Source organism: Rhodococcus sp. BE178 (genome assembly GCF_050433545.1).
GTDB lineage: Bacteria > Actinomycetota > Actinomycetes > Mycobacteriales > Mycobacteriaceae > Prescottella.
On sequence record NZ_JBNPXA010000003.1, the window covers coordinates 81,801 to 97,969 of the forward strand.

General features: G+C 69.3%; 18 protein-coding genes. 7 read left to right on the forward strand and 11 right to left on the reverse strand.

Features of this window, described 5'->3' with window-relative positions; genetic code table 11:
• Window positions 1-6: 6 nt before the first annotated feature.
• Window positions 7-1,434 (forward strand): MFS transporter, encoded by a 1,428-nt coding sequence (locus tag J2X34_RS07305; protein ID WP_429516456.1) that lies wholly within the window; start codon window positions 7-9, stop codon window positions 1,432-1,434.
• Here the strand turns inward: J2X34_RS07305 and J2X34_RS07310 are convergent.
• The gene (locus J2X34_RS07310; RefSeq protein ID WP_114718457.1) at window positions 1,431-1,919 is read right to left on the reverse strand and encodes a general stress protein; all 489 of its coding nucleotides are present in this window, start codon (window positions 1,917-1,919) and stop codon (window positions 1,431-1,433) included. The genes J2X34_RS07305 and J2X34_RS07310 overlap by 4 nt on opposite strands.
• A 96-nt stretch (window positions 1,920-2,015) precedes the next feature.
• Window positions 2,016-2,978, reverse strand: a complete 963-nt coding sequence (locus J2X34_RS07315) for an HpcH/HpaI aldolase/citrate lyase family protein (RefSeq protein ID WP_429516457.1) — start codon at window positions 2,976-2,978, stop codon at window positions 2,016-2,018.
• Window positions 2,979-3,034: 56 nt separating this feature from the next.
• Here J2X34_RS07315 and J2X34_RS07320 point away from each other — a divergent pair, with 56 nt between their 5' ends.
• The 4 genes from J2X34_RS07320 to J2X34_RS07335 all read left to right on the forward strand — a co-directional run bounded on the left by J2X34_RS07320 (window position 3,035) and on the right by J2X34_RS07335 (window position 7,264).
• Window positions 3,035-4,309 carry a magnesium transporter MgtE N-terminal domain-containing protein gene (locus J2X34_RS07320; protein WP_114718455.1) on the forward strand — a complete coding sequence of 425 codons (1,275 nt, stop codon included), beginning with the start codon at window positions 3,035-3,037 and terminating at the stop codon, window positions 4,307-4,309.
• Window positions 4,302-4,835 (forward strand): DUF1003 domain-containing protein, encoded by a 534-nt coding sequence (locus J2X34_RS07325; protein WP_429516458.1) that lies wholly within the window; start codon window positions 4,302-4,304, stop codon window positions 4,833-4,835. Before J2X34_RS07320 ends, J2X34_RS07325 begins: the two co-directional genes overlap by 8 nt.
• 238 nt (window positions 4,836-5,073) lie before the next feature.
• Entirely contained in the window at window positions 5,074-6,105 is a 1,032-nt protein-coding gene (locus tag J2X34_RS07330; protein ID WP_429516459.1) for a lytic murein transglycosylase, read from the forward strand.
• A gap of 22 nt (window positions 6,106-6,127) precedes the next feature.
• Window positions 6,128-7,264, forward strand: a complete 1,137-nt coding sequence (locus J2X34_RS07335; protein WP_114718452.1) for an Mrp/NBP35 family ATP-binding protein — start codon at window positions 6,128-6,130, stop codon at window positions 7,262-7,264.
• Between the two features lie 75 nt (window positions 7,265-7,339).
• On the opposite strand, the gene tatB is transcribed toward J2X34_RS07335, so the two are convergent.
• From tatB to sigE, 4 genes are all read right to left on the reverse strand, one after another.
• Window positions 7,340-7,744, reverse strand: a complete 405-nt coding sequence (gene tatB, locus J2X34_RS07340; protein WP_114718451.1) for a Sec-independent protein translocase protein TatB — start codon at window positions 7,742-7,744, stop codon at window positions 7,340-7,342.
• An 82-nt stretch (window positions 7,745-7,826) separates the two neighbouring features.
• A complete protein-coding gene (locus J2X34_RS07345; protein ID WP_114718450.1) occupies window positions 7,827-9,347 on the reverse strand; it encodes a S1C family serine protease in 1,521 nt (506 codons plus the stop codon).
• 79 nt (window positions 9,348-9,426) lie between these two features.
• A complete protein-coding gene (locus J2X34_RS07350; protein ID WP_114718578.1) occupies window positions 9,427-9,786 on the reverse strand; it encodes an RNA polymerase subunit sigma-70 in 360 nt (119 codons plus the stop codon).
• A gap of 17 nt (window positions 9,787-9,803) precedes the next feature.
• The gene (gene sigE / locus J2X34_RS07355; RefSeq protein ID WP_114718449.1) at window positions 9,804-10,475 is read right to left on the reverse strand and encodes an RNA polymerase sigma factor SigE; all 672 of its coding nucleotides are present in this window, start codon (window positions 10,473-10,475) and stop codon (window positions 9,804-9,806) included.
• 330 nt (window positions 10,476-10,805) lie between these two features.
• Here sigE and J2X34_RS07360 point away from each other — a divergent pair, with 330 nt between their 5' ends.
• Complete coding sequence (locus tag J2X34_RS07360; protein WP_114718448.1) at window positions 10,806-11,438, forward strand: O-methyltransferase; 633 nt, start codon at window positions 10,806-10,808, stop codon at window positions 11,436-11,438.
• A gap of 39 nt (window positions 11,439-11,477) precedes the next feature.
• Here J2X34_RS07360 and glgC read toward each other — a convergent pair whose 3' ends face one another.
• A complete protein-coding gene (gene glgC, locus J2X34_RS07365) occupies window positions 11,478-12,692 on the reverse strand; it encodes a glucose-1-phosphate adenylyltransferase (protein ID WP_114718447.1) in 1,215 nt (404 codons plus the stop codon).
• A 99-nt stretch (window positions 12,693-12,791) separates the two neighbouring features.
• Between glgC and glgA the strand changes: the two genes are divergently transcribed.
• Window positions 12,792-13,964, forward strand: a complete 1,173-nt coding sequence (gene glgA, locus J2X34_RS07370) for a glycogen synthase (RefSeq protein ID WP_114718446.1) — start codon at window positions 12,792-12,794, stop codon at window positions 13,962-13,964.
• Here glgA and J2X34_RS07375 read toward each other — a convergent pair.
• The 4 genes from J2X34_RS07375 to J2X34_RS07390 form a co-directional block, all read right to left on the reverse strand.
• Window positions 13,937-14,791, reverse strand: coding sequence for a putative RNA methyltransferase (locus J2X34_RS07375; RefSeq protein ID WP_429516770.1), 855 nt, complete (start codon window positions 14,789-14,791; stop codon window positions 13,937-13,939). The genes glgA and J2X34_RS07375 overlap by 28 nt on opposite strands.
• A 110-nt stretch (window positions 14,792-14,901) precedes the next feature.
• Entirely contained in the window at window positions 14,902-15,069 is a 168-nt protein-coding gene (locus tag J2X34_RS07380; RefSeq protein ID WP_003931055.1) for a DUF3117 domain-containing protein, read from the reverse strand.
• A gap of 153 nt (window positions 15,070-15,222) precedes the next feature.
• Window positions 15,223-15,822, reverse strand: coding sequence for a DNA-3-methyladenine glycosylase I (locus J2X34_RS07385; RefSeq protein ID WP_429516460.1), 600 nt, complete (start codon window positions 15,820-15,822; stop codon window positions 15,223-15,225).
• Window positions 15,819-16,163 (reverse strand): DivIVA domain-containing protein, encoded by a 345-nt coding sequence (locus tag J2X34_RS07390; RefSeq protein WP_114718445.1) that lies wholly within the window; start codon window positions 16,161-16,163, stop codon window positions 15,819-15,821. The genes J2X34_RS07385 and J2X34_RS07390 overlap by 4 nt, the downstream gene beginning before the upstream one ends.
• Window positions 16,164-16,169: the final 6 nt, after the last annotated feature.

Sequence of the window (16,169 nt, forward strand, 5' to 3'; positions counted from 1 at the left end):
GTCCCCTTGCCCCGCAATGAAACCCGCCCGCCCGGCACCGCCCTGACCGCCACGCTCTGCTTCGTCATCCTCGTCGCGTCGGTCCAGCAGACCATCGTCATCCCCCTGTCCGGTGTGATCGGCCACCAGCTCGACGTCGACACGACCGCGATCGGCTGGACGCTCACCGCGAGCTTCCTCGCGGCGGCGGTCACCACACCGATAGCGGGCCGGATGGCGGATCTGCGCCGCAAGCGGACGGTCCTGCTGGGCGTCCTGGTGATCGTGCTGGTCGGGTCGATCATCGGGGCCGTCACCGAGTCGCTGCCGTGGCTGCTGGTCGCACGCGTGCTGCAGGGTCTGTCGTTCGCAGCCTTCCCGGTGAGTATCGCGATTCTGCGCGACGAGTTCACGCCGAAGCGGCTGACGTCCGCGATGGGCCTGCTGTCCGGCACGCTCGGTTTCGGCGGCGCCATCGGCATGGTCCTGACCGGACTGCTCGTCTCGGAGGGCACCGACTACCGACGAGTGTTCTGGCTCGCGACAGGCATGACGATCATCGCGCTCGTCGGCGTCGTCGCGACGGTGCCGTCCCGCCCGAACCCCACCCCCGGTCGGGTGGACTGGGCCGGCGCCGCACTGCTCGGCGCGGGGCTGGTGCTGCTGCTGATGCCGCTGGCCGAGGGCGTCCGGTGGGGCTGGACCTCGCCCGCGACGATCGGCTGCGCCTTCGGCGGCCTCGTCGTGCTGGGCGTCTGGTTCGCCCTCGAACGCCGGATCGGCCAGCCGCTCGTGCCGACCGAGATGCTCACTCGCCGGCCCGTGCTGTTCACCCACCTGGCCGGTCTGCTCGTCGGCGCCGGAATGTTCGTCAACGTCACGGCGGTGATGTACTTCGTGCAGAGTTCCCGCGGGGTCGCCGGCTACGGCTTCGACGCCGATCCGATGCGCGCCAGCGTGATGTTCATCCTCCCCGGCGCGACCGTGGGCGTGATCGCGTCGATCTGCAGCGGCATGCTCATCACCCGGTTCGGCCCGCGCAGCGTGATGGCGGCGGCATCCGTGCTCGGGGTGCTCGGGTTCGGTTCGATGATCGTGGCGCACGAGCACGCGTGGCAGGTGGTGTGCGCGTCGATGCTGATGTGCGCGTTCACGAGCCTGTCGTACGCGTCCCTGCCCGCGTTGCTGGTCGCGGAGGTGGAACCGGGCCTGACGGGCGTCGCCAACAGCGTCAACTCGATCGCCCGGACCGTCGGCAGCAGCGTCGCGAGCGCCCTGTTGGCGACCCTGCTCACGACCCACACTGCCGCCGGTGTAGCCACGGTGGACGCCTACCTGATCGCGTTCGCGATCGGTGCCGGATGCGCTGTGGCCGCGACCCTGCTGGTGTTCCTCGCTACCGCGAAGTCCCACCGGCGCCGGCAGGCCGGTGCGGAAGCGGCGCCGGTCGGCTAGAGCGCAAGCTTGGCCAGCATGTCGCGGGCGGACTCCGCCGTCTTCGGGTCGCACAGCACGTCGTAACGTCCGGCCACCAACTGCATCGTCGACGAGAAGTCGCGCGTGCCACGGGCCGCCGCGTACGGGATTGTGGTGGAGATCAGCCCGAAGATGATGCCGCCGAACACGCCCACCAGCAACGGTCCGAGGAATCCGCCGGTGAAGATGCCGAGCAGGAGGCCGAAGAACACGCCCAGCCAGGCACCCGAAACGATGCCGCCACCAATGACTTTGGCCCAGGTCAGCCTGCCGAGCACGCGCTCGACCTGCATCAGGTCGACGCCGACGATCGTGACGTCCTCGACCGAGAACTCCTGATCCGACAGGTAGTCCACGGCGCGCTGCGCCTCGGCGTACGTCGGATACGAACCGATGGGCCAGCCGGTGGGCGGCGTCGGTAGCCCGCGGCCCTGTCGGTTCGGCTGCGAGAGTGGATTCGTCATCGTCTTCGTCTCTTCTGCTCGGGGGCGTGCGATATGTCCGGTTCTACCGATGTCCGGTTCTTGATATCAATTGTGCCCGCACCGAGCGACGAGCGCCTACCCGTTCGCGGGCGGCGTGAACGCCGACGTGCGCGCCATGCCGGCCGCGCGCCCCTTCGCCGAGATCACCAGGGCCATCTTGCGGCTCGCCTCGTCGATCATCTCGTCATCGAGCATGACCGCACCGCGTCCGCCACCCTCCGCGGAGGTGTGGAACTGGTAGGCGTCGAGGATCATCTCCGCCTGGTCGAAGTCTTCCTGCCGCGGGCTGAAGACCTCGTTCGCGGCGTCGATCTGGGTGGGGTGCAGGACCCACTTGCCGTCGAACCCCAGTGCGGCCGTCCGCTGCGCGGAGCGACGGAACGCGTCGACGTCCCGGATCTGCAGGTACGGGCCGTCGATGGCCTGCAGGTCGTGCGCCCGCGCGGCCATCAGGATCGTCATCAGGATGTGGTGGTAGGCGTCGCCGCGGTCGTACCCGTCGGGCTGCTCGCCGACCACGAGCGTGCGCATGTTGATGCTGGCCATGAAGTCCGCCGGACCGAACACGAGCGTCTGGACGCGCGGGCTGGCGGTCGCGATCGCGTTGATGTTCGTCAAGCCGATCGCATTCTCGATCTGCGGTTCGATGCCGATCCGGCCCACCTCGAGGCCGTTGGCCTTCTCGATCTGCGTCAGCAGCAGGTCGAGGGCCTGAACGTGACTGGCGTCGGGCACCTTCGGCAGCAGCACGGCGTCGAGATTGGCGCCCGCGCCGCCGACAACGGTCGCGATGTCCGCGTGGGTCCACTCGGTGGTCCAGTCGTTGACCCGCACCACCTTGATCTGCTCGCCCCACCCGTCCTCGTTGAGCGCGTCGACGATCCGCGCCCGCGCCTCGGCCTTCGCGATCGGCGCCACCGCGTCCTCGAGATCGAGGAAGATCTCGTCGGCAGGCAGACCCTTCGCCTTGTCGATCATCTTCCGGCTCGAACCCGGCACCGCCAGGACGGACCGACGCGGCCTGATACGAGAAGTCATGACCGACGGCCCTCCGAATTCAGTGGATCACACAGCAAGGATCTAGCCTTTTCATCATGGCAGCTGTGAACAAGGTATTCGCAGCCAGGCTCGCCGGCCTGGTGGTTCTCGGACCGGACGGCGAGTCGATCGGGCGTGTGCGGGACGTGGTCCTGACGATCCGAATAGGCCGACAACCGCCCCGGGTGCTGGGCCTGGTCATCGAAATGTTCACGCGCAAGAGAATTTTCGTGCCCATGCTCCGCGTCACCGCGATCGAACCGGCGTCGGTCACCCTCAAGACCGGCAACGTCAGTCTGCGCCGCTTCACCCAGCGTCCGACCGAGATCCTGGCACTCGCCCAGGTTCTCGATTCCCGCGTCCGGATCGACGATCCGGAGGTCACCGAGACCATCGGAACCGACGCGGTGATCGTCGACCTCGGGATCGAGCTCACCCGCACCCGCGACTGGGTGGTGTCCCGGGTCGCGGTGCGTGCTCCGCGCGGGCGACTCGGCCGCCGCTCCGCGATCCACGTCGTCGACTGGCAGCACGTGCACGGGCTGACCCCGACCGCGCTGTCGATGCCGGGCCAGGGCGTCTCCCAGCTGCTGATGCAGTTCGAGGGCATGCGCCCCGCCGACGTCGCGCACGCGATGCGCGAGCTGCCCGAGAAGCGCCGCCACGAGGTGGCATTCGCGCTCGACGACGAACGCCTCGCCGACGTCGTGCAGGAGCTGCCCGCCGACGACCAGACCGACCTGCTGCTCCACCTCGAGGTCGAACGCGCGGCGGACGTGCTCGAGGCGATGGACCCCGACGACGCCGCCGACCTCCTCGGCGAGCTCCCCGAGACCGACGCCGAGTCGTTGCTGCAGCTGATGGATCCGGAGGACTCCGCCCCGGTCCGTCGTCTCCTCGAGCACTCCCCCGACACCGCGGGCGGTCTCATGACGCCCGAACCGGTGGTCCTGACGCCGTCCACGACGGTCGCCGAGGCGCTGGCCCGCGCCCGCAACGCCGACCTGACCCCCGCGCTCGCCAGCATGGTCTTCGTGGTGCGGCCACCGACCGCGACGCCGACCGGGCGATATCTGGGGTGCGTCCACCTGCAACGGCTGCTCCGCGAGCCGCCCGCGAGCCTTGTCGGCGGCGTGCTCGACGACGACCTGCCCCGACTCGATCCCGAGGACTCGCTCGCCACCGTCACGCGGTACTTCGCCACCTACAACCTGGTGTGCGCGCCCGTCGTCGACGACGAGCACCATCTGCTCGGCGCGGTGACCGTCGACGACGTGCTCGACCACCTCCTGCCGACGGACTGGCGTGAAGAGGAGGCCGGCGATGAGTGAGCCGACCGGACGCCAGCGCCTCGAGACCCCCCGCGGGACTCGCGGGCTGCGCATGCACTTCGACGTCGAGGCCGTGGGCAGGGTGAGCGAGAGCATCGCACGGTTCCTCGGCACCGGCCGTTACCTACTGATCCAGACCGTGATCGTGATCGTGTGGATCGCGCTGAACATCTTCGCGGTGAGCCTGCAGTGGGATCCCTACCCGTTCATCCTGCTGAACCTCGCGTTCTCGACGCAGGCCGCGTACGCCGCGCCGCTGATCCTGCTGGCCCAGAACCGGCAGGAGAACCGCGACCGCGTCTCGCTCGAGGAGGACCGGGCGCGCGCCGAACAAACCAAGGCGGACACCGAGTTCCTCGCCCGCGAGCTGGCCGCGCTGCGGCTGGCGGTGGGCGAGGTCGCGACCCGGGACTACCTGCGCCGCGAACTCGACGACCTCAAGCAGATCCTCGCCGAACGCGACGCCCGACAGGACGACGACGGCGAACCCGGTCCATCCCCGAAGGCTCGCGCCGCGCGCAAGTAGCCCGGACACAGCGGACGATCCCCGCGGGTGCCACGGTTCCCCGACACGACCCGTCACCGATATGTAACGTGTGTCACATCGTTCGAGATGTATCCGACGGAACGCTCGGAACGAGGTACGTGAGCGTGGATGCAGGGTTCCTGCAAGGAGGGGTTGTCGAGTGCGTGTGCGTGGAACTGTCGGAGTGTCGGCCCTCGTCCTTGCCGGATTCGTGACAGCAGCGTCATCGATAGGTGGCGTGTTCGAGGCTCCCCCCACCGAGTCCGCGTCGGCCGCGGCGACCCACGACCTGGATCCCTCCAGCGAGCCTCCGGCCGCGCAGGCCGCCCTCATCCCCACCGTGGGGCTGGTCCCCGCCGCACCCCGGCCCGAGCGTCAACTGCGCACCGCGAAGCCGGCCGCGACGCCGACGATCCCGGACCCGGCGAGCCTGCTGCCCGGCGCCGCGCCGCGCTCGGTCCCGGTCCCTGTGGTGGTCGGCCCGCTCGGAATCCCGGAGATCGTCCTCAACGCCTACCGGTCGGCCGAGCTGACGATGGCGAGCACCCAGCCGGGTTGCGGACTGCAGTGGAACCTCCTCGCCGGCATCGGGAAGATCGAATCCGGCCACGCGGGTGGCGGCCAGACCGACGCGGCCGGCACCACCGTCACACTGATCCTCGGCCCCACCCTCAATGGACACCTGACCGGCAACGAGATCATCACCGACACCGATCGCGGTCTGCTCGACGGTGATCCGACGCACGACCGCGCCGTCGGGCCGATGCAGTTCATTCCGAGCACCTGGGCGCGCTACGCGTCGGACGGCAACGGCGACGGCGTCGCGGACCCCAACAATGTCTTCGACGCCTCCCTCGCGGCGGCCCGGTACCTGTGTGCCGGCGGCCTCGACCTGAACGACCCGGCCCAGGCGTCGCGCGCCGTGCTGCGCTACAACAACTCGGCCTCGTACATGGCGAACGTCCTCGGATGGTCGGCGGCCTATCGGACCGGCGGAACAGCCGCCCCGTCGGTTCCCGTCACCCCCGCCCCGCCCGAGCGGTCCCCCGATTCGGAGGCGGCATCGGTGGCCGCCGCGGCTCCCGAGTACACGTCGGCCACACCGCCCACCGCACCCGCGGCACCGCCTGCCGAGCAGGTCCCCGCACCTGCGCCCGCGCCCATGCCCCTCCCCGTCATCCCCGGGCTTCCGCCGCTGCCGTGCCTCGTCTTCTGCCCGCCCGCCGCACCGGCGGAGGCACCCGCACCCCCACCGGGCCCGGTCGCATAACGGCGCCGCCTACCATGGGGGCATGGCAGCCCTGAGCGAGACCGCCGTCCGCACCGCACTGTCGCGGGTGCAGGACCCCGAGATCCGTAAACCCATCACGGAACTCGGGATGGTCAAGAGCATCGAGATCGGCGACGACGGCAGTGTCGACATCGGCATCTACCTCACCACCGCGGGTTGCCCGCTGCGTACCGAGATCACCGAACGCGTGACCAAGGCCGTCGCGGACGTCGAGGGCGCGGGCACGATCCGCGTCGACCTCGACGTGATGAGCGACGAGCAGCGGACCGAGCTGCGCCGCTCGCTCCGCGGCGACACCACCGAGCCGGTGATCCCGTTCGCCCAGCCCGGCTCGCTCACCCGCGTCTACGCGGTCGCGTCCGGCAAGGGTGGCGTCGGAAAGTCCAGCGTCACAGTGAATCTCGCTGCGGCCATGGCCGCGAAGGGCCTGTCGGTGGGCGTGCTCGACGCCGACATCTACGGCCACTCCGTACCCCGCATGCTCGGCACCGATGCCAAGCCCACCCAGGTGGAGCGGATGATCATGCCGCCGCAGTCCCACGACGTGAAGCTGATCTCGATCGCCCAGTTCACCCAGGGCAACACCCCGGTCGTGTGGCGCGGACCGATGCTGCACCGCGCGCTGCAGCAGTTCCTCGCGGACGTCTTCTGGGGCGATCTCGACGTGCTGCTGCTGGACCTGCCGCCCGGCACCGGTGACGTCGCGATCTCCGTCGCACAGCTCATCCCCGGCGCCGAGATCCTCGTCGTCACGACGCCCCAGCAGGCCGCGGCCGAGGTCGCCGAGCGGGCCGGCGCGATCGCGCTGCAGACCCGCCAGCGCATCGCCGGTGTCGTGGAGAACATGTCGTGGATGGAACTGCCCGACGGCACCCGTATGGAGGTGTTCGGCTCGGGTGGCGGGCAGGCCGTCTCGGACCGTCTCACGAAGGCCGTCGGCGCGAAGGTTCCCCTGCTGGGACAGATTCCGCTCGAGCAGGCCGTCCGCGAGGGTGGCGACGCCGGCATGCCGATCGTGCTCAGCGCCCCCGATTCCCCGGCCGGCAGCGCGCTGCGCGACATCGCCGACAAGCTGTCCGTGCGTGCCCGCGGCCTCGCCGGGATGTCCCTCGGCATCGACACCACCCGGCACCTGTAGGCGCTTCTCCGACGAGTAGGGCCCCCACGCGATCCGCGTGGGGGCCCTACTCGTGTGTACGTGGCGGCCGGTCGGCTACGTGGCGTCCGGGTCGACCGGCGGGCGCTCGTTCGCCGCGAGGGGCGGCGACGAGGGCGCCTGCTTCGACAACGACGGGCCCGTGGACCCGTTCGCGAAGGGCTTGCCGTCGAAGGTCCCGCTGATGATCGAGTCGTCACCGTCGAGCAGGTGCTTGGTAATGACCGCGCGCGGCGTCATGCCGCGCAGCTGGTTGAGGTCGGACAGCGGCTTGCGGAGATCGTCGAACTCCGGTCCCAGCTCGTCCTTGAGTTGCTGGCTGGCGCCGCCCGCGTAGTCCCGGACCTGACGCATCGTCTTGGTGACCCAGCTGACGGCGCCAGGAAGCCGCTCGGGTCCGAGGATCACGAGCGCTGCGATGAGGAGCACCATGAACTCGCCCCAGCCGATGTTGCCAAACACGGGTTCAGAGTACGTGCCCGACGCCGGAATCGCTCGTGTGATCCGCAAATATCACATGCCCGTCACATACTGGACGCTCACATCAGTCCGATGTGGGCGTCACCTGGACGTCGACGAGCCGCCCGGAGCGGACCAGCTGCACCTGAACCTGCTGACCGACCGTCTGGTCGTGCACGGCCACGACCAGCTCGTCGGCGCTCGCCACGGTCCGATCACCGACCTTGACGATCACGTCGCCCTCGACGATGCCGGCTTCCTCCGCCGGACTTCCGGACTGCACGTTGGCGACCTGGGCACCGCTGGTCGCGTCGTTGATGACCGTGCGGGCATTGACGCCGATCTCCGGATGGTGCATCACGCCGTTGCGGATCAGTTCCTGCGCGACCGCCGTGACGTCGTCGATCGGGATGGCGAAGCCGAGACCCACCGAGCCGCCGCTCTCGGATCGGATCGCCGAGTTGATGCCGATCACGCGGCCCTCCATATCGACGAGGGGGCCACCCGAGTTGCCGGGGTTGATCGCGGCGTCGGTCTGGACGGCGTCGATCACGGCGTCGGTGTCGGTGCCCTCGCCGCTGAGCCGCACCGGACGCTGGAGTGCGCTCACGATGCCTCGGGTCACGGTCTTGTTCAGGCCCAGCGGGGAGCCGACCGCCACGACGTCCTGACCCACCCGCACGTCGTCGGACCGGCCGAGGTCGGCGACGGTCAGGTTCTCCGCCTCGGTCTTGAGGACCGCGAGATCGGTCTTGATGTCGCGGCCGACGATCTGCGCCGGCACCTTCGTGCCGTCGGAGAACGTGACGCGGATCGTCGAGTCCCCCGGATTGGTCGCGGCCATCGAGATGACGTGATTGTTGGTGACGACGTAGCCCGCGCCGTCGACGACGACGCCCGAACCGGTTCCGGACTGATCACCCTGTGCCACCTGGATCGACACCACCGACGGCAGGACGGCGTCGGCGACGGTGGCGATCTGCCCCTGCGGGGCGTCTTCGCCGCCGCCGGACTGCGACAGCGTCACCCGATCGCTCGTGAGGGACCCCCGGTCCGACGTGACCGCGGTGGCGATCAGGCCGCCCACCAGGCCGATCGCGAGCGCGGTGGCCGCCAGGGCCACGAGCGCCTTCCGTTCGATGCGTTCGCCCAACAGGACGTCACGGATGCCGAGTTTGGGGGCGTCCGGCAGCGGCGCGGGACCGGTGGCGGCCTCGGCTGGAGCGCCGAGCCGGACGGGGGCCTCGGGATCGCGCCACGGATCGCCGTCCGGTGCGTCCTCGGGGACGTCGGGTGGGCCCTCGGGGCCGCGCTGCAGCGAATGTGGCTCACCGGCGGGACGACCGAACGCCTCCGCCATGACCGCGTCGGGCGCACCGAGGCGGAGCGTGGGCGCGCCGGTGGCGCGGTGCTCGGCCTCCGGCACGAAGGAACCGCTCACGCCCGCGGGACGCCCGAACGCGTGTTGCGCCGTGGGGTCGACGTCGGGGCGATACACAGGGCGGGGAGCCAGCCGCGGCCCGTCTTGACGGGCGGAACCCGCGTGCCCGCCGGTGTCCGGGGTGTCGCCGTCAGCCGTCCCCGGCGTGCTCGAATCAGCCGTCACGCGCGCATGTCCCCCTCGTGTGCGTCAGTCACGCATGCCAGTATCACCGATCAGGACAGCGGTGTGCCGGGAGGCACCGTCAGCGGCGCCGACGGAACGGCCAGCGACGGGAAATGTCGCTGTCCCGGTCGAACGAGATGATGCCCGGAGTTGAATCCCGTGCGGGGTTGTCCTCGGGGTCGGGCACGTGGCAGCGCGGGATCTGGCTCAGCAGACCGAGCAGGGAACTGGGCATGGCGACCTCGCCGGCATGCCGCAGCGCGATCCGCGCCTGCTGCTGGGCATCGACCTCCGCGGCGCAGTCGGGACACAAGGCCAGGTGCTGGGAGGCACGCAGATACGCGTTCATGCGGAGTTCGCCGTCCACATACGAGGCGATCGCCTCGCTCGCCAGGTGTTCAGTGGAGCCGAACTGACGAGGTCTGCGCGCCTGCGTCATCAAACCCTCCTGCACCACTACCCGACACCGATCTGATCGGAGTCGACCTTCCCATTCGCGGCCAGGTGGTCACGCAATGCCTGTCGTCCGCGATGAATCCTGCTGCGAACAGTACCCAGCTTGACTCCCAGTGTCGCACCGATCTCCTCGTACGACAGTCCCTCGATGTCACACAGGACCACCGCGGCACGGAACTCGGGAGCCAGCGAATCCAGCGCCGACTGCAGGTCGGGTGCCAGACGCGCGTCGTGGTAGATCTGCTCGGGGTTCGGCGAATCCGACGGGACCCGGTCGTAGTCCTCGGGCAGCGCCTCCATCCGGATGCGGTTGCGACGACGCACCATGTCGAGGAAGAGGTTCGTGGTGATCCGGTGCAGCCAACCCTCGAACGTGCCGGGCTGGTAGTTCTGCAGCGACCGGAAGACACGGATGAACGTGTCCTGCGTCAGGTCCTCGGCGTCCTGCGCGTTGCCCGAGAGGCGGTAGGCCAGCCGGTAGACGCGGTCGCCGTGCTCGCGGACCAACTCGTCCCACGACGGCATCGCGGCCCGGTCACCCGTAGCGTCGAACGCGGCCGTGCCGGTCGGTTCGGGGCATTCGACATCGATGCCGACTGCGGACACACCAGAATCTGTGCCCGCCGCGATTCCTTCGGCGGTGTCGGTGGGTGTGCGTTCGGCATTGATCATCAGGATGGGTGGATCCTCCTACTCAGGACCGCTGATCACGAGACACGGGATTGTGGACGTTCAACTCCCGAGAACTCGGAATTGTTCCCACCGCCCGCGAGGAGCGTGATCTTCACGCCGTGCGGTCTAGTCGTCCGGCGTTGCACTCAGCCTGTCGTACCCCGATATGTGCGCACTATGAACAAGCTGAGCGGGGGCTGAGAATTCTGCCGAGGCGGGCCTCGCAATGTCACCGAGGCGAGCCTCGCAATGTCACCGAGGCGGGCCTCGACGGGTCCAGACGAGCGAGCCTCGAGGAATCGGGAACGCGGCGCGGCTAGCCTCTATTGCGTGCACACGAACGCCGAACGGATTCTCACCCACACCGAGGACACGATCCTCGAGGACGAGATGCTGACCACCGCACGGGACCGAGCCACGGAACTCGGTGCCGAGCCGGTACCTGCGCCGGTCGGTGCCGCACTCGCGCTCTTCACCAGGATGCTCGATGCGAAGACCGTTGTCGAGGTCGGAACCGGCGCCGGCGTCAGCGGGTTGTGGCTGCTCCGTGGCATGCGCGAGGACGGCGTCCTCACCACGATCGACAGCGAACCCGAACATCAGCGTGCCGCCAAGCAGGCGTTCCGAGTGGCCGGCATCGCGCCGTCCCGGACCCGCCTGATCAACGGCCGCGCCCTCGACGTTCTGCCGCGCCTCGCCGATTCGGCCTACGACCTGGTGTTCGTCGACAACTGCCCTGCCGACCACCCGCACTTCGTCCGTGAGGGCGTGCGGTTGCTGCGCCCGGGTGGCGTGATCGTGCTCCACAACGCGCTGCTGGGCGGCCGTGTGGCCGATCCGGGCCAGCGCGATGCCACCACGGTCGCGGTCCGGGAGGCCGCGCGGACCATCGCCGACGACGACCGGCTCACCCGCGTGCTGTTCCCGGTGGGCGACGGTCTGCTCTGCGCCGCCCGGCACTGACGTCCAGGCCACCGGTCTGGACGCGCGGTCCGGCGGCGGCTAGATCCACACGCCCTTTCCGATAGTGACGACGCCGCCGTTGCTGACGGCGAACCGTTGGCGGTCCCGTTCGAGGTCGACACCGATGATCTCGCCCTCGCCGACCACGACGTTCTTGTCGAGGATGGCGCGGCGCACCACGGCACCCTTGCCGACCCGGACGCCGGGCATCAGGACACTGCCCTCGACGGTGGCGCCGTCCTCGACCATGACGTTGGAGCTGAGCACCGAGTTGCGGACGGTGGCCGCGGACAGGATCGACCCGGCACCGACGACGGACTCCTGTGCCAGTCCGCCCTTGACGAATTTCGCGGGCGCCAGGTTCTCGGCACCGCCCCGGATCGGCCAGCGCCGGTTGTAGAGGTTGAACACCGGGTGGACGGAGACGAGGTCCATGTGCGCGTCGTAGAACGCGTCGATGGTGCCGACGTCCCGCCAGTACCCGCGGTCACGGTCCGTCGCGCCGGGGACCACGTTGTTCTTGAAGTCGTAGACCGACGCGAGCCCGGCGTCGACGAGCGCCGGAATGATGTCGCCGCCCATGTCGTGGTCGGAATCGGAGTTCTCGGAGTCGGCGCGGATCGCGTCGACGAGAACCTTCGTGGTGAAGACGTAGTTGCCCATCGAGGCGAACGTCACATTGGGGTCGTCGGGCGTTCCCGGCGGGTGTGCGGGCTTCTCGAGGAACTGGGTGATCCGGCCGGTCTCGTCGCTGTCGATGCATCCGAACGCGAACGCCTCGCTGCGCGGTACCCGGATCCCCGCGACGGTGACCCCCGCTCCCGAGTCGATGTGATGCTGCACCATCTGCTCGGGATCCATCCGGTACACATGGTCGGCACCGAAGACGACGATGTACTCGGGATCCTCGTCGTAGACCAGGTTGAGGGACTGGAAGATCGCGTCGGCGCTGCCCGTGTACCAGCGGGGGCCCAACCGCTGCTGCGCAGGTACCGGGGTGATGTACTCGCCGGCGAATCCGGACAGCCGCCACGTCTGCGAGATGTGCCGGTCGAGGGAATGCGACTTGTACTGGGTGAGCACGCAGATCCGTAGGTACCCCGCATTCACCAGGTTGCTGAGCACGAAGTCGATGAGGCGGTAGGCGCCACCGAAGGGGACTGCGGGCTTGGCGCGGTCAGCGGTGAGCGGGTACAAGCGCTTACCCTCGCCACCGGCGAGCACGATCCCGAGCACATGGGGCTGACTCCTCACACCCGTCAACCTATCGGCCAGCCCCGACCGCCGCCAGCATTGCCCCGAACAGGCGGGGTCGTGCTGGCCGGAACGGGTTCCGGCGGTTACGTTTAGCCGGTGCGGGTCGCGATGATGACGAAGGAGTACCCCCCGGAGATCTACGGTGGCGCCGGTGTCCACGTCACCGAACTGGTCACCCACCTGCAGCGGCTGTGCGATGTCGACGTGCACTGCATGGGTGCGCCCCGCGACGGTGCGTTCGTCCACGGCCCCGATCCCGCCCTCGCCGGCGCCAATCCAGCCCTGAGCACCCTGTCGGCCGAACTGCGGATGGCGTACGCCGCGGGCGGCGCCGACGTCGCGCACTCGCACACCTGGTACACCGGCCTCGCCGGGCATCTGGCGGGCGAACTCTACGACATCCCGCACATCGTCACAGCGCACTCGCTGGAGCCGCGGCGGCCGTGGAAAGCCGAGCAGCTCGGTGGCGGCTACCGGGTGTCGTCGTGGTCCGAGCGCAACGCGATGGAGCACGCCGACGCGGTGATCGCGGTCAGCGCGGGCATGCGCGCCGACGTCCTCGACACGTATCCGGCGATCGATCCGGCCCGGGTGCACGTGGTGCACAACGGCATCGACGCCGGCGCATGGTATCCCGGTCCGGCCGAGCGAACCGCCGTGTCGGTGCTGGCGACGCACGGCATCGATCCCGCGCGGCCCATCGTGGTCTTCGTCGGACGGATCACCCGGCAGAAGGGGCTCGGCCATCTGGTCGCCGCGGCACACGACTTCGACCCGGCGATCCAGCTGGTGCTGTGCGCGGGTGCACCCGACACCGCCGAGTTGGCCGCGGAAACCGAGGCGGCCGTCGCACGCCTCACCGCCCGACGCGGCGGGGTCTTCTGGATCCGGGACATGCTCCCCACCACGCAGGTGCGGGAAATGCTCTCCGCCGCGACGGTATTCGTGTGCCCGTCGGTGTACGAGCCGTTGGGGATCGTGAACCTCGAAGCCATGGCGTGCGAGACCGCGGTGGTCGCCTCCGACGTCGGCGGGATTCCCGAGGTGGTGGAGGACGGCGTCACCGGTCGGCTGGTCCACTACAACTCGTACGAGCCGGGGGCGTTCGAGCACGCGCTGGCGGCAGCCGTCAACGAGGTGGCGACCGATCCGGACCGAGCCGCGGAGATGGGGCGGGCGGGCCGGCTGCGGGCGACGGCGGAGTTCTCGTGGGCCCGTATCGCGCAGCAGACCCTGGACGTCTACACCGAGGTCCTCGACCGGCGATAGGTCGAGACGACCACCGATGCCGTCACCGGGAACGGTTGGGGCAGCGCCGCGATCGCCTCGGTTCGGCGCTCGGCCGTGAGATGACGGGCCGACGGCCCCATTCCCACGAGGTTCTCGAGATCCCGGTGCGAGAGCATCATCCGGGTCTCGACGGGCGTGCGGTGAACCCGTTCGAACCGTCCGGCGACGGTCTCCCCCAGCCGCTCGACCTTGCGGTCGTCGACCCGGACCATGCCGAGCAGCTCCACGAGCTCGACGAGGTGCCGGTCCGTGGGTGTGAGCACGACGAGGGTGCCCCCGTCTGTCAGAACCCGGTCGATCTCGGCGGCGTTGCGCGGCGCGAAGATCGAGAGGACATGAGTGAGGGCGGCGTCCTGCACGGGCAGTTGCCGCCACACATCGGCGACGACGGCGGCGGCACGCGGATGCGCCCGGGCCAGTCGCCGCGCCGCGGGCTTGGAGACGTCGAGCCCGATGCCCTGCGCGGACGCCGACGTGTCCAGGACGCGGGCGAGATAATGCCCGGTGCCGGCACCGATCTCGAGGATGCGGGGATCGACACCGTCGTCCGTCGTCTGCACGACGGCCTCGGCGACCGCGGTCATGAGCGAGTCGAAGTGCCCTGCGTCGAGGAAATCGCAGCGCGCAGCGATCATCTCGGGGCTGTCCCCGGTGAACTTGGTCGCGGCACCGGTCAGCAACGTGACGTATCCCTGCCGCGCGATGTCGAAGCTGTGGCCACGCGCGCACACCAGGGCACGATCGGCCAGATCCAACTCGTCGCCGCACTGCGGGCACGCGAGTAGCGCGCACACATCCGCCAGCACCTGTACCGCCGTGCCCTTTCCGGAGATCACCCGTTCGTCCGATCACGCATCAACGTCTCCGGCCGGGTCGTCTTGCCGACCCGGCCGGAACGCCGAAGAGGGTTGATCCGCTAGCTGGTGACACCCTTGAGTTCGTCCCCGAGCGCTGCTGCTTCCTCCGGGGTGAGTTCGACGACCAGACGTCCACCGCCCTCGAGTGGAACCCTCATGACGATTCCTCGTCCCTCTTTGGTTGCCTCGAGGGGACCGTCCCCGGTCCGGGGCTTCATGGCCGCCATCCTCTGCTCCCTCCAAATCTGCGCCGGACTTTTCTAGCGCCTCGGGTTACCGTGGATACCTCGCCAGCAATTAGCGAGGCTCTGGAGTCCATTCTTCCCTATCGAGTGGGTTGCCGGGAAGCTGAGGCACAAAACCACCCGAATCAGACAGCGTCACAGGCCGGGTTCCACCCAGCACGCCGCGATGTGGTCGTTGACCATCCCGGTGGCCTGCATGAGCGCATATGCCGTGGTAGGGCCCACGAAACGAAAGCCCCGACGTTTCAGTTCCTTGGCCATCGAGGTGGACTCGGGCGTGACCGCCGGAACATCGTCGACTCGCTCGAACCGCCGCGCGCGCCGCGGCGGTTCGAACGACCACAACAGCGTGTCGAGATCGGTGTCGGCCAGATCCAGGACCGCACGGGCATTGCCGATCACGGCCTCGATCTTCGCCCGGTTCCGGACGATCCGCGCGTCGCCCAGCAAGCGGTCGACGTCGGACTCCGTGTAGGCCGCGACGATCTCGGGGTCGAAGTCCGCGAACGCGTCCCGGAACGCCGGCCGCTTGCGCAGGATGGTGATCCAGGACAGCCCCGACTGGAACGCCTCGAGGCACAGCCGCTCGAACAATTCGTCGCGGCCGTGCAGCGGCTGCCCCCACTCGAAATCGTGGTAGTCGCTGTAGATTCGGGAGCCGTCGGTGTCGGTGGCCCAGGGGCAACGCACCCGCTCTTCCGGCGGTGCGCCGACGTCGATCCCGACGGCGCTCACCGCTCCGGCTCCGCACTGTCGGACCCGTCCGCGGCCTCGCCGCGATCGGCCGGCGCAGGGCCTACCCGAGTCTCCAATTGCGCTCTCAGGGAATCGATCTCCCGACCGAGACGGTCGAGCGCCCAGTCCACCTCACTCGCCTTGTACCCGCGCAGCGTCTGCTGGAATCGGAGCGCGCGCACGTCGGAGCCGGTGACGCCCTCGGCGGGGAGCACCGTCGCGGTGGTGCCGGCCGGCAGCGGCGGCAACTCCTCGGAACGGCCGAACACCATGCTCGCGGCGAAGTACAGCAGGCCACCGACCAGCACCATGATCAACAGGTACAGAAGGACCGTCAGCATGCCCCG